Source organism: Mongoliibacter sp. (genome assembly GCF_007692705.1).
GTDB lineage: Bacteria > Bacteroidota > Bacteroidia > Cytophagales > Cyclobacteriaceae > Mongoliibacter.
The window spans coordinates 1-13,125 of record NZ_REBN01000098.1 but is presented as its reverse complement, the minus strand read 5'-3'; the positions used below and the strand labels follow the sequence as shown (position 1 = coordinate 13,125).

Sequence of the window (13,125 nt, the reverse complement as noted above, 5' to 3'; positions counted from 1 at the left end):
CCTTTTGTCATTTTATGATCTGTAAATACCAAATTTTAAAATCTCGGAATGACAAAGTGAAGTCGAAAGCACTCTTGACCATCTGGATATAGTTAATCAATTAATCAACAATAAGTTAAAAGTTAATGGTTAAAAGTTCATTTGCCCTCACACTTAACCCTTAACATTTTAACCTTTAACATTTTAACCCTTAACAATCTTTAGATCAGTTAATCGCCTTGGCCGTGGTGGAGTTAATCGGTTAATCAATTCATCTTTAGTCATTTCGTCAAAGTACAGCGAAAGTCCCTCTGCCCATTCTATTAACAATTCAGATTTACCAATCTTTTGACCAGTTCATCAACTGTACCAACATCAAGGTTTGCTGCTTTCAGCAACACAAACTATATTACACACCTCTTATATTCTCTTTAAATTGGGGAATTGACCATCTATAATTTTATAAATATCATGAGATACATCCTATTTGTATTTTTATTTGCTTTTGCTGGTGAAGTATATTCTCAATCAGCACTCACCCTCCCTGATATTTTCAAAAATGGGGTCTATTCCCAAAATCGATTCGGCCCTATACGTTGGATGAAGGATGGTCAGGGTTATTCCAGCATTGAAAAAAGTGATCGGCTCTCGGGTGATGAAATCGTCCGCTATGATGCTCTTTCTGGAGAAAGGTCAATTTTGATTTCAGCAGATGAATTGGTTCCCTCCGGGCAAAGCGACCCTCTGCCAATAGCAGACTACCACTGGTCTGAAGACAATAGCAAATTGCTTATTTTCACCAATACCCGAAAAGTATGGCGCTACCATACCCGTGGAGATTATTGGGTATTGGATTTGGAAACCCGAAAGCTAAGTCAACTGGGCAAAGAAGTCCCTGCAAGTACCCTGATGTTTGCCAAGTTTTCTCCGGATGGAAGCCGGGTGGGATATGTAAGCCAAAATAACATCTTTATCGAAACGCTCGCCTCTGGTGAAATCAAGCAGATTACCAAAGATGGGGGAGAGGATACAATCAATGGGACATTTGACTGGGTTTATGAAGAGGAATTGAATTGTAGGGATGGTTTCAGGTGGAGCCCAGATGGTAAAAATATAGCCTATTGGCAATCGGATACCCGTGAAGTGGGAACATTTTACCTGATTAACAATATTGATAGCATCTATTCCCAACCCATCCCCATGCCTTATCCCAAAGTTGGGCATACCCTTTCTGCGGTGAAAATAGGTGTGGTTTCCAGCGAAGGAGGAGAAACCAATTGGTTTGATATTCCTGGAGATCCGAGAAACAACTACTTGGCAAGAATGGATTTCATTCCAAATTCAAATGAAGTGATGATACAACAATTGAACAGGCGGCAAAATACCAATACGGTTTGGACTGGGGATATCCAAACCATGGAATTGTCAAAGATATTGGAAGAGAAAGACGAAGCATTTTTAGATGTATATGACAATATACGTTGGTTGGATAATGAAAAATACTTCACTTGGACCAGTGAAAGGGATGGCTGGTTACACCTGTACAAGGTTTCCAGGGACGGACAATCTACTGAGTTGATTACGAAGGGAGAATTTGATGTGGAACGCATCAGTCATATTGATCCGGCAGTCGGGTATGTATACTACATCGCATCACCGGATAATTTTACCCAACGCTACCTCTACCGCAGTTCACTCAATCAAACAGGAGAGGCGGAAAGGATCAGTCCCATGGAGCTTTCGGGACAAAATTCGTATCAAATTTCCACAGATTCAAAATTCGCTATCCATACTTTTCAAAATACCACAACTCCTCCTATATATTCCCTAGTCAGCTTGCCTGACCATCAGACTATTCGGGTTTTGGAAGAGAATCAAGAGTTGGCATCCAAGTATGCATCATTGGGATTGAATCCCAAGGAGTTTATCAAAGTGGATATAGGCGAGGTGGTTTTAGACGCTTGGATGATCAAGCCCCAAGACTTTGACCCCGGGAAAAAGTATCCATTGCTCTTCTTTGTTTATGGTGAACCGGCAGCATCCACCGTTCAGGATGCTTGGATGGATGGGGATTTATGGCACCATTACATGGCGAGAGAAGGATATGTGGTCATCAGTATTGACAATAGAGGAACTAAAACACCTAGAGGAAGAGATTGGCGTAAATCTATATATGGACAGATTGGCATATTAGCATCCTATGACCAGATGAATGCCGCAAAACAAATCCTAAAAACCTATGATTTCATTGATCCTGAAAGAGTGGGAAGCTGGGGCTGGAGTGGGGGAGGGCAGATGACCCTCAACCTGATGTTTAGGTTTCCTGAAATTTACAAAGCAGGCTTGGCACTGGCATTTGTCTCAGACCAAAGGCTTTATGATGCGACTTATCAAGAGCGGTATATGGGGCTTTTGGAGGAAAATGAAGAAGGTTATATAGAAGGGTCGCCCATCACGCACGCAGAAGGACTTCAAGGGGAATTGATGATTATTCATGGAACTGCCGATGACAATGTCCATTATCAAAGCTTTGAAATGCTTGTAGACAAATTGATCAAGCACAACAAACAATTCTCTATGATGTCTTATCCAATGCGGGCGCACGGGATCAATGAAAGGGAAAACACATCACTTCACCTAAGAGAAACTATGAAAAATTTCTGGCGGAGGAGTTTACCGGCAGGGGGAAGGTAAGTATTTAGGGTTGTAGCGATAAGTCCAATTTGATATTCATAGATATTGTTTCTAATGTGATTCTTAAATCTTGTAAATTATCTCTACTGTTGCTAAATCGGATAATCATGTTTACATATTACCAATTCGAAAACTAAGAAATGTATATGAATGAAATCTTTTCAACAGCAACTTATAAAAAACGTAGAAGCCGATTGAAGGAAATAATGGGTTCAGGTGTCTTGCTCTTTTTAGGCAATGAAGAAAGCAGCAGTAACTTTAAAGACAATTGGTACCCTTTTAGACAGGACAGTTGCTTCCTCTATTTTTTTGGCCTGAATATGCCTAGCCTAGTCGCCATAATCGATATAGACAATGACTTGGAAATTATCTTTGGAGATGACTTGACTACAGTAGAAAGCATTTGGCAAGGAACACATACCCCACTTTCTGATTTAGCAGAAGCTGTGGGAGTAGAGAAAGTAATGTCAAAAACAGATATCGCCCAATTTCTCACCTCACTTAAGGACAAGTCAATTCATTTTCTACCTCCATACCGGCCAGAGAATACACAAAAACTGGCTTCCTGGATCAAAAAGCCTTGGGATGAAATCCCTTCCTTGGTTTCTGTAGATTTCATCAAAGCCATTGTTTCGCTAAGGTCCATCAAGTCAAAGGAGGAAATTGAAGAGCTTACCAAGGCGGTGAATATCAGCGTAAGAATGCATCAAAAACTGATGTCGGAAGCAAAAGCAGGCATGAAAGAATATGAGCTTTTAGGCATGGTGACTGGCGAGGCATTGGCAGCTGGAGGCAGTTTATCATTTCCACCTATCATCACGATTGAGGGTCAGATTTTGCACTACCACAATTACTCCAACACCTTGACCGAAGGAAAAATGCTCTTGGGAGATTTCGGTGCCGAATCATCCATGCATTATGCCGGTGATATTACCAGGACCATTCCAGTTGGAGATAGGTTTTCTGATAGTCAAAGAGAAATCTACCAAATTGTACTCGATGCCTACCAGGGAGCGGTGGAAGCAGCCAAACCCGGGGTAAAGTTCATCGATGTCCACCTCCTGGCCTGCAGAAAACTTGCTGAAGGTTTAAAAGGACTTGGTGTCATGAGAGGAGATCTGGATGAGGCTGTAGAAAAAGGAGCACATGCCTTATTTTTCCAATGTGGATTGGGTCATATGATGGGCATGGATGTGCATGATATGGAAGATTTGGGAGAGGAATATGTGGGCTACACAGATGAACTCCAGAAGAGCGATCAATTTGGCTTAAAGTCTCTTCGATTGGGTAAAGCCCTTGAAAAAGGATTTGTGATCACTATAGAGCCTGGTATTTATTTTATTCCCCAATTGATAGACCAATGGCAGGCTGAGAACTTACATAGCGAATACATAGACTATGAAGTTGTGGCAAAATACTGGGACTTTGGAGGTATACGTATTGAGGATGGGTTTCTCATAACTGAAACAGGCGCTCAGCTTATCGGTGATCCATTGCCAATAACTCTGAAGGAAGTGGAGGAATGGAGAGGGAAAATATGACAAAACGGATTTTGATATTCACTTATCACTTCTATAATCACGATCTTCAAATGATCATTCCACCTCTATTTTCATCTCCAAAATAGGAAAGGGATTTCCCTGAGCATCTAAGGGATTTCTTCCAACGACCTTGAAGCCCATTTTTTTATAAAATCCAACTGCCTGGGCATTTTGTTCATTGACATCCACCTGCTTTATGTTTTTTTCATAGACAGCAAACTCGGTCAGTGCTTGTCCTACTCCTTTTCCTCTGAAGTCAGGATGGATGAATAACATTTCAATTTTCTCTTTTGAAAGCCCTAAAAAGCCCATTCTGACACCTTCCATGTCAAAAAATGAATAAAGGTCAACATGAGAAAAAACCTTCCCTTCAATTATTATCTGCTTGATTTCAAGAACCTTTTCTTCTGTCAAAAAATCATGGGTTGCCCTGACCGAGGCCTCCCAAATTTCCAATAGTTCTGGGTGTTCTTCAGGTTTGTTACTTGCTTTGATCATTTTCTGGGTTTATTTCTTCAAAGAAAACATAGCACCTGAATTAAAGCCAACCTTTCATAAAAAAAACCAGCTCAAGTTTGAGCTGGCTAATTCAATTATTTACCCTTGAGGTTTGGCATCATACTGCCCAAGGCTTTCTGTGCACCTCCCATTTTGTTCATTTGTTTCATTAGCTTTCGCATATCTGCAAATTGCTTCATCAGGTTATTGACTTCTTGTATACTTCTTCCACTTCCTGTAGCAATTCTTTTCCTTCTGCTCCCATCAATCACATCCGGGTTTTCCCTTTCCAAAGGTGTCATACTTCTGATGATCGCTTCTATAGGTCTGAAAGAATCATCGTCAATATCCAATCCTTTCATTGCTTTACCCATTCCGGGAATCATTCCCATCAAGTCTTTGATATTCCCCATTTTTTTGATTTGCTCAAGCTGGGAAAGGAAATCATCAAAGTTGAATTGGTTTTTTCTGATTTTCGAATTGATCCGCTTGGCCTCATCCTCATCAAAAGTCTGTTGGGCACGCTCTACCAAAGAAATCACATCTCCCATGCCCAGAATTCTCTGTGCCATACGGTCCGGATGGAAAACATCGATATTTTCCATTTTTTCACCCGTAGAGATGAATTTGATAGGCTTGTTGACTACGTGACGTATGGAAATGGCAGCACCACCTCTGGTATCACCATCCAATTTCGTCAATACCACTCCGTCAAAATTAAGACGTTCATCAAAGGTCTTGGCAGTATTAACCGCATCTTGACCCGTCATGGAATCTACGACAAACAAAGTTTCTGAAGGATTGAGTTCTCTTTTCAAAGTCTCTATTTCCTGCATCATTTGGTCATCTACCGCAAGACGGCCTGCAGTATCCACAATGACTATCTTTTTGCCAGTTTTTTTGGCATGTGCCAAAGCATTATTGGCAATCTCAAGTGCGTTTTTATTTTCTGGTTCGGCATACACTTCGACACCGATCTGCTCACCAAGTACTTTCAATTGGTCAATAGCAGCAGGTCTGTAGATATCACAAGCGGCTAAAAGTACCTGTTTGCCTTGCTTTTTGAGCATATTGGCAAACTTTCCTGTAAAAGTTGTTTTACCAGAACCCTGCAAACCTGAGATCAATACCACAGCAGGATCGCCCGACAAAGTAACATCTACTTTGGTACCTCCCATTAATTTGGTCAGTTCTTCCTGGGTAATCTTTACCAAGAGTTGACCTGGAGACACAGCAAGCAAGACATCCCTTCCCAAGGCTTCTTCTTTGATGGTGTCGGTTACGTCCTTAGCAACTTTATAGTTAACATCGGCATCTATCAGAGCCCTTCGGATCTCTTTGACAGTAGTGGCGACATTGATTTCAGTGATTTTACCAGTACCCTTGAGGGTCTTAAAAGCTCTATCTAACTTAAAACTCAGATTATCAAACATGCTTATTCTTTATTTGAGGCAAAAATAGGAATTTATTTTGTTTATGGAGAATTGAAGGAGGATGAATAAGCTAGAAGTTACGAATTATGAGGTGTGGAAAGGATGAAGGATGAGGGATGAAGGATCACATCCGTGATCGGTTGGCCCTTTCAAGTGGAGTTCAGTTAATCAATTGCACGATTTCACAGTTCATCAGTTAAAAAGTCTTGCCGGACTGAGACAACCGCCAGGTTGTGACTCAGTCACAAATCTTTGCGTCCTTAAAAACAATAGGCCTAGAAAAAACAGAAAGAACATTGTCTTGCTGCATAAATCTTATCTACAAACTTCTTTTTCTCTTTGCGTCATTGCGGGAAATAGAATTTTAGATTTTTGAATTTAGTCCATCGGGAAGATTTGGCATCGTGTCAGTGGTCGGGTTATTGTATCAAGTGGAGTTCAGTTAATCAGTTACACATTTTGTACAATTACACAATTACACAGTTCGTCGATTCACCATTTTTTCGCTTCTTCTTGTTTAATAGGGTCAACTTTCCGAATATTATTTAAAATAAAAACTTTGCCATTATTATGAAGACCCTTTCAACACAAGTAGCACTTTTTCTGAAAAACCGTCCTGAAAGAAGGAATTTTAAATTATTGTTGAAGTTCTTGATCGTATTGACGCTTCTCGTTATACTTTTTTCAATTCTTTTCCATGTACTGATGAAGTTTGAGGGCAAGGATTTCAGTTATATCACTGGAATGTATTGGACTTTAACTGTCATGTCAACCCTTGGCTTCGGGGATATTACTTTTGAAAGTGATGCAGGAAAGGTGTTTTCTATTATTGTTTTACTATCTGGAATGCTGTTCCTTTTGGTCTTATTTCCTTTCACTTTTATCAACTTTTTTTATTCACCTTGGATGAAAGCACAGGAACAGTCAAAAGTTCCCAGGGAACTTCCTGAAAATATCCGAGGGCATGTGCTGTTGACTCGTTTTGGGCCTGTCACAGAGGCATTGATCAAGAAACTCAAAAGATACAAATACTCCTATGCTGTTATCGTGTCTTCAATTCCTGAAGGATTAGAGTTGAGGGAAAAAGGGGTGAAAGTTCTCTTAGGGGATCTTGGTGATCCTGAAACTTACCTAAAGGGAAGGATTGAAAATGCAGCTTTGGTAGTTTCTACTGAATCTGATGTACTCAATACCAATGTAGCTTTCACGGTGAGGGGCATCAACAAAAACGTGCCAGTCATCTCTACTTGCAATGCGAGTGCTTCTTTGGATATCCTAAGTCTGGCAGGATGCAACCATGTGCTACAACTGGGAGAGGATATGGGAAAGGTGCTTTCAAGGAGAGCAAATGGCGGTGATGCCAATGCGCATGTTATTGGACGTTTTGGAGAACTGATTATTGCAGAGGCCAGTGTAACGGGCTGTTCATTGGTGGATAAGACTTTGAGAGAAACCCAATTGAGACAAAACATAGGAGTCAGTGTAGTGGGTATATGGGAAAGAGGTAAATTTATGCCTGCCGACCCTGACACCAAAATCAATGACAGTACGGTACTGGTTTTGGCAGGTTCTCCGAGACAGATAGATGCTTACAATAAAACCTACCACCTTAAATACAATCATTCAGCACCTATTATCATACTTGGTGGCGGACGTGTAGGCAGGTCAACTGGCAGGGCTCTGGCAGCTAGAAATTTAGATTATAGGATTGTAGAAAAAGATCCTGTTAGGGTGAAAAATATGGCCAAAACCATTGTAGGGGATGCGGCAGATTTTGAAATCCTTAAAGAGGCAGGTATTATGGATTCTCCCTGCGTCATTATCACCACACATGATGATGATGTGAATGTTTACCTGACCATTTACTGCCGCTCCTTACGACCAGATATTCAAATAATCACCCGTACAACTCTGGAAAGAAATCTCGCATCTATACATAGGGCAGGAGCAGATTTTGTTTTATCCTACGCCTCTATGGGTGCGAATGCCATATTGAACATACTCAGAAGAAATGATGTGTTGATGGTCGCTGAAGGGCTGGATTTGATTCGGGTAAAAGTTCCAGAGACTTTAGTAGGGAAAAGTATTGCTGAATCTGAAATCAGGAAAGAAACCGGGTGTACAGTTATTGCTGTAAAATTTGAGGGTGAAATGCTGATCAATCCAGAACCCAATTTAGTGTTAAAGGAGGATGCTGAGATTATCTTAATCGGCACTGTTGAGGCTGAAAATGAATTCTTTAAAACTTATTCAAGTAAGGGAGATTGATTTTATGAGAAATGCTTTGAAATACGATGGAAATACAATGGAAATAGGGTTGAAATACAATGGAAATAAGGTAGAAATACAGTTGAAATAGGGTTGATATACAATAGAAATACGGTCCAAATACAAAATCTAAACACTTGTTGGGATAGTGTACAGTGAAATATTTCTATCGTATTTCGCGAAGCATATATCTACAATATTTCAATTTACCCCTTCAATTACGTCTCAATATCCACCAATATCACAAAGTAAGTATCCAGTAGTATCTATTTCAACTTTTTAATGACCTTACATGGATTACCTGCAGCAAAAACATCATCAGGTATGTCTTTGGTTACTACAGCGCCCGCGCCTATGACAGATCGGGAACCAATGGTGACTCCGGGACAAATAACAGCACTTCCTCCAATCCAAACATCATCTCCTATGGTTATGGGTTTGGCAGATTCTATCATTGTACCTCTGGTCTGTGCATCCATAGGATGCGTTGCGGTATAAATTTGGACATTTGGTCCGCAAAGCACCCTGCTGCCTATTTTTACGGATGTAACATCTAATACCACACAGTTGAAGTTGAAAAAAACATCATCTCCTGCTTCAATATTATAGCCATAATCGCAGTAAAACGGAGGTTCAATATGAAAGTTTTTCCCTGATTTCCCTATGAGTTCCTGAAGCAAATCTGCCCTATGCTCTGGTTCGTCCGGGGCACTGTCATTGAATGATTTGAGCAGTATCCTGGCCATAAGTCTTTCATTTGAAAGCACTTCATCATTCGCCATATATGGCTCACCGGCCAACATCTTTTCTTTCTCTGTCTTCATTATTATCAATTTGACTTGAATATAGAGAAAATGTGTGAAATGATGGACTGGATAGGGCAAGAGTGAAAAGTGAGTAGCGGTGAATTAGAAATTTAAAATTGACGAAATGATGAACAGAGGATGGGTTTAATTCTGCAGTGGGCAAGTCGTGTGCTTTTCTGCCGCAGGTAGGACTGATTAACTGAATGCAGATGGTCAAGGGTGAATTTTACTTCACTTTGTCATTCTGTGATTTTAAAAATTGGCATTAACAGAATGGAAATGACAAAAGGGTTCACGCAGCGATCGCAGCGAAGCCGCAGCGATCGCCGCGAGAAATAGCTATTTGTCATTGGTACGCAGGAGGAATCTTTTGAGGTGTTATTTAATTGATTAACTGATCAGAAGATTGTTAAAGGTTAAAGGTTAAAACGTAGGGGCAAATGAACTTTTAACCATGAACATCTTGCTTTAAACGGTGGAGTAACTCATTTTCAAAAGTTGTCTCCTATTTTTCCTTAAAATCCAAGCTTACGGAATTGATGCAATAACGGATGCCACCACGGTCTTTGGGGCCATCGGGAAAACGGTGACCGAGATGACTGCCGCAATTGGCGCATAGGATTTCTTCTCTGACCATAAAATGGGAGTAATCCATATGAACTTCTATGGCATCCGGCCTGACAGGTTTCGTGAAGGATGGCCACCCACACCCACTGTCGTATTTTTCTGATGAATGAAAGATTTCATTGCCACATGCTTTGCATTCATAAATACCAGTATCATCATTCAAATAATATTGACCTGAAAATGGTCTTTCCGTTCCTTTTTCCCGCAAAACATGGTAACTGTCAGGATCCAACTCTTTTTTCCAGTCTTCTTCCTGCTTTTCTATAGGGTATTTTTTATTTGACATAATTTTATTTTTATAATGTATGGGCGCTAAATTAGACAGTGACCTTAATATTGGATTTTAAAGCTTACACTGAATAGTAATGGTTTGTATTTCAACAGCTCAGAGTTGTCTTCAGTAGATGCCAATCCTGTCTATACAGTAGCTACTCCTAATTTTTCTCAGCATCACGTATTTACGTGTATACTCATCATAATAAGCAACAAACCCTGTATAAGGTTTTTCCCACATGCTTATAATTTGTATTCAATGGTCAGCCCTATTGCCCAGATAAGTTTATGGAAATTCAATTCTGGCAGTTTTGGGATTTTCTCTATGTGTGGATTTTTTGTCGAGGGCATTTCAAGTTACCAAATCATTCAGGTTTAAACACCAGTTTTCTTTTAGATACCTGTTTTATCATTCCTTCATTCATCAATTGAGGCCTGTATTGACCGTTTGCAAACATTTCTGCCTGATCACTGTAATAAGGGGAAAATAGGTTGCCACTCTGCCCTGTAGGTAATATAGACTCTGAAGCTTCTACGTTTGCAAAGTCCAATATGATTCTCATTGCCGGACCCGATTTCACAGCATATATACCATCTGCATTAAGTTTGAATGCCAATTTATTGACTGATTCTTCATTGGCAGGAACAACAGGGGCTTTGACATTGAAGACTCTATCAAGGGGCTTTTTGGCACCAAGAGGGTGCGGGTGCTCCAAGACCACAGCATTTTCCCAAGTCCATTTCTTACTGTCATTTCCAAATTGATCATTAAGTTCCTGTAAAGTGGTTTTCAAGGCTTCCGATATGATCAAGGCTCGGATTTCCGTACTATTTGTATTGATGTTATTCCACCAAGCCGAGTCTTCAGTTTGTATCAAATTGCTCACACTTCGGATGTACAGGAAGGTTTCCAAGAAGTTGTCAAACCATTCCTCTCCCAGTTCATCTGCCATCATGCCATGCAGGGTGTGGTAAAGCCATTTGTAATAGATGGTGGGGGCGGCACTGTTCAGGTCATGGTTACCATCCCAATTTTCAAGCTCGGAGATGACTTCCTTATGGTTTTCGTAGATAGCTGTATTTACAGCTGCTATCATTGATCGGGCATTGACTGGATGGGTTTCATTGATGACTTCCAGCTGAAGTGCTTTGATATTGTTTTGGTCCCAGTCATTTCTCGCAGTGATGGTTTTGGCAATTCTATTCCACCTTTCTCCAGGATAATAATAGCCAGGGAAAAAAGTCCCATTGCTTAGTGTATCAGGCTGATTGTTGGCAGAAGCCACAAATCCTTCAGGAGGATTGATGCTCATGGGATTTTCTTCAAATGGCATCCAGCCCAGAGGTTCATCCTCAGGGTTACTTCCGTCCAAAAATATTTTTGAGTTGACATGTTCAGGCCTGATAGGTAGTTTGGCTGTAGCCCACCAAGCGATATTGCCAGCTTTATCACCATACATGACGTTCAAACCAGGTGCGTGTATTAACCTGGCACCTTCTTCAAACTCTTGGATATTTTTACTTCTCGCCATTTTCCAGGTTGCTTCAAGAGCTTTGGTTGGCTCAAGCACGTAAACCCACCAAGAGGCTACAGGGTTGGAAGTGACTTTAGCGATTTCCGGAATCACCTCATTCATGATAGGGCCATGTATAGATTCCCGGATTTCAAAGCTTATAGGGTCCTGTCCCTTGACTGGTATTTCTTCTGTTCTTACCTGAATTGCCCTGAATTCATCTCCATAGATGGTTTCCATCTGGTTATTAGGGTTTATTTTTTCCTCATAAAAATCCTGATCATCATTTTCAAACATGGTCAAGCCCATACTGTGCAGACGTGTATGTCCGACCAAACCGAAAGGTATTCCTGCCAGGTGGTTGCCATAATAACTGAATTCAGGATATTCCAAATGTGCTTCAAACCATACAGAGGGTTGTGAAAAACCAATATGGGTGTCATTCAAAAATAAAACTTCTCCTGAAGCAGTTCGGTCCGGGCCGATGACCCAGGCATTGCTGCCTTCTAAGAGTGGTACCGGTAATTTATCCAAGATTGAGATTAGGGAGGAATCTTTTAGGATACGGTTATCCTCCTCATTTCTTTTAGGGTAATGGTTGGGAATGACATGGTGTTCGGGAAGGGTATGCACTGATAGGGTTTTGAGGTAATCCGGCCCAAGTTCTCTAGCCATTTTGGTGATCAATGGATCTGTTTTCATAGCCATGGCAAAGGTAAAGGACATATATCCTATGATACCATGCATGTCTTCAAGGGTATAAGGTCTTGGGGAATGCCCCAGAAGAGTATATTCCAAGGGAAGTTTGCCCTTTTCCATAAAGGTATTCACTCCTTTGATATAGGCATTAACAGCTGACTTGATTTCAGAAGGCCCATTCTTTTCCCATTCTTCAGCACTCCATTTGGCATGCTTGGGGATTCCCAAGGTTCTGAAAAATTTATCTACTTCCAATAGGTCTTCACCCAAAAGTTCAGCTAATGTCCCTGTACCAACCCTGCGCATCATTTCCATTTGAAACAACCTGTCCTGTGCATGAACAAAGCCCATAGCCATATAGGCATCTTCGGCATTCTCTGCATAAATATGTGGTACACCGAACTCATCGAAGTATACTTCGGTTTCGGAAGACATTCCTGCGATTACCTGTTCACCGCTATATTTTGGTGCAAAAAGGTATTTGAGAACCTGGTAACCTGTGATGATCGCGAAGAAAAGGAAGATCAGGATAAAAATAAGTTTTTTCATATAGGAGAATATCTTGGGTTAATCGCTCCAATTTATAAGTTTTCGTTGATTGCTTTACGCTCACAAGTGTATTTTTATGCTTTATGAAGCATGCAACTTCTTTTTTGAGGAAAATCATGAACAGTTAGGTCCCTTATAATGCTGCATTTTCAGTAACTATTTTTACCACAAATCTTTTGATTTTTTTTAAAATAAAAGTACCTTGAATCACTTTTAATTATTTAAAAATCAATTTGTTATGGTT

The 13,125-nt window shown here is 40.5% G+C and carries 8 protein-coding genes; 3 read left to right on the top strand and 5 right to left on the bottom strand.

What is annotated here, in order from left to right; genetic code table 11:
• The first annotated feature begins 450 nt into the window (after window positions 1-450).
• Window positions 451-2,673, top strand: coding sequence for a S9 family peptidase (locus EA341_RS03670; protein WP_293011415.1), 2,223 nt, complete (start codon window positions 451-453; stop codon window positions 2,671-2,673).
• Window positions 2,674-2,819: 146 nt separating this feature from the next.
• Window positions 2,820-4,214 (top strand): aminopeptidase P family protein, encoded by a 1,395-nt coding sequence (locus tag EA341_RS03665; protein WP_293011413.1) that lies wholly within the window; start codon window positions 2,820-2,822, stop codon window positions 4,212-4,214.
• Between the two features lie 54 nt (window positions 4,215-4,268).
• Here the strand turns inward: EA341_RS03665 and EA341_RS03660 are convergent, their stop codons facing one another.
• Window positions 4,269-4,712, bottom strand: coding sequence for a GNAT family N-acetyltransferase (locus tag EA341_RS03660; RefSeq protein ID WP_293011412.1), 444 nt, complete (start codon window positions 4,710-4,712; stop codon window positions 4,269-4,271).
• A 95-nt stretch (window positions 4,713-4,807) separates the two neighbouring features.
• Window positions 4,808-6,145, bottom strand: coding sequence for a signal recognition particle protein (ffh, locus tag EA341_RS03655; protein ID WP_293011410.1), 1,338 nt, complete (start codon window positions 6,143-6,145; stop codon window positions 4,808-4,810).
• A gap of 570 nt (window positions 6,146-6,715) precedes the next feature.
• Here ffh and EA341_RS03650 point away from each other — a divergent pair.
• Window positions 6,716-8,413 carry a TrkA family potassium uptake protein gene (locus EA341_RS03650; RefSeq protein ID WP_293011408.1) on the top strand — a complete coding sequence of 566 codons (1,698 nt, stop codon included), beginning with the start codon at window positions 6,716-6,718 and terminating at the stop codon, window positions 8,411-8,413.
• Between the two features lie 266 nt (window positions 8,414-8,679).
• Here the strand turns inward: EA341_RS03650 and EA341_RS03645 are convergent, their stop codons facing one another.
• From EA341_RS03645 to EA341_RS03635, 3 genes are all read right to left on the bottom strand, one after another.
• Window positions 8,680-9,237: a sugar O-acetyltransferase gene (locus EA341_RS03645; RefSeq protein WP_293011406.1), complete on the bottom strand. Its 558-nt coding sequence runs from the start codon at window positions 9,235-9,237 to the stop codon at window positions 8,680-8,682.
• A gap of 487 nt (window positions 9,238-9,724) precedes the next feature.
• Window positions 9,725-10,132, bottom strand: coding sequence for a peptide-methionine (R)-S-oxide reductase MsrB (gene msrB / locus EA341_RS03640; RefSeq protein ID WP_293011405.1), 408 nt, complete (start codon window positions 10,130-10,132; stop codon window positions 9,725-9,727).
• Between the two features lie 352 nt (window positions 10,133-10,484).
• Complete coding sequence (locus tag EA341_RS03635; RefSeq protein WP_293011403.1) at window positions 10,485-12,881, bottom strand: penicillin acylase family protein; 2,397 nt, start codon at window positions 12,879-12,881, stop codon at window positions 10,485-10,487.
• Between the last annotated feature and the right edge of the window lie 244 nt (window positions 12,882-13,125).

Excerpts from the sequence above, each read along its gene's own strand:
- EA341_RS03670 (WP_293011415.1), top strand. The coding sequence starts at position 451 with ATGAGATACATCCTATTTGTATTTTTATTTGCTTTTGCTGGTGAAGTA.
- EA341_RS03665 (WP_293011413.1), top strand. The coding sequence starts at position 2,820 with ATGAATGAAATCTTTTCAACAGCAACTTATAAAAAACGTAGAAGCCGA.
- EA341_RS03660 (WP_293011412.1), bottom strand. The coding sequence starts at position 4,712 with ATGATCAAAGCAAGTAACAAACCTGAAGAACACCCAGAACTATTGGAA.
- ffh (WP_293011410.1), bottom strand. The coding sequence starts at position 6,145 with ATGTTTGATAATCTGAGTTTTAAGTTAGATAGAGCTTTTAAGACCCTC.
- EA341_RS03650 (WP_293011408.1), top strand. The coding sequence starts at position 6,716 with ATGAAGACCCTTTCAACACAAGTAGCACTTTTTCTGAAAAACCGTCCT.
- EA341_RS03645 (WP_293011406.1), bottom strand. The coding sequence starts at position 9,237 with ATGAAGACAGAGAAAGAAAAGATGTTGGCCGGTGAGCCATATATGGCG.
- msrB (WP_293011405.1), bottom strand. The coding sequence starts at position 10,132 with ATGTCAAATAAAAAATACCCTATAGAAAAGCAGGAAGAAGACTGGAAA.
- EA341_RS03635 (WP_293011403.1), bottom strand. The coding sequence starts at position 12,881 with ATGAAAAAACTTATTTTTATCCTGATCTTCCTTTTCTTCGCGATCATC.